Source organism: Paraburkholderia sp. SIMBA_027 (genome assembly GCF_046535315.1).
Taxonomy (GTDB): Bacteria; Pseudomonadota; Gammaproteobacteria; order Burkholderiales; family Burkholderiaceae; genus Paraburkholderia; species Paraburkholderia tropica.
The window spans coordinates 1-363 of the sequence record NZ_JAWRWY010000195.1 but is presented as its reverse complement, the minus strand read 5'-3'; the positions used below and the strand labels follow the sequence as shown (position 1 = coordinate 363).

Annotated in this window: 1 protein-coding gene; it reads left to right on the top strand. The window is 35.3% G+C overall.

Going from position 1 to position 363, the window contains the following annotated elements:
• A partial coding sequence (locus tag SB764_RS38755; protein WP_410866572.1) for a hypothetical protein occupies positions 1-363 on the top strand: 363 nt, incomplete at both ends.

Sequence of the window (363 nt, the reverse complement as noted above, 5' to 3'; positions counted from 1 at the left end):
CATCACCATGATTTTGTCTGCCATCAAGGATGAACAGTCTATATTTATCAATACAAAGTCTCCAATTGAAGAAGATCTGAAAAACAAACAGCTCTCATTTGATGATTATTTTGAGGGATGGGCGCATCAGGGAGTCATTGATTTTTCAGTTTCTATAAATGACCTGAATCCTAATAGAAAAATGAAGAATTCAGTGATCCAGGAGGCATTGATCAATATGACCAATATTAATTGGATAAGGCTTAAAGATGAAACGATTAACGGATATAAGGCTGTTCCTTTTATTCTGGAACCTAGCTGGAATAAGAAGAACATCTATTTTAAGATGGATAAAGCCGTTATGCAGCACTTGCTGAATATGTC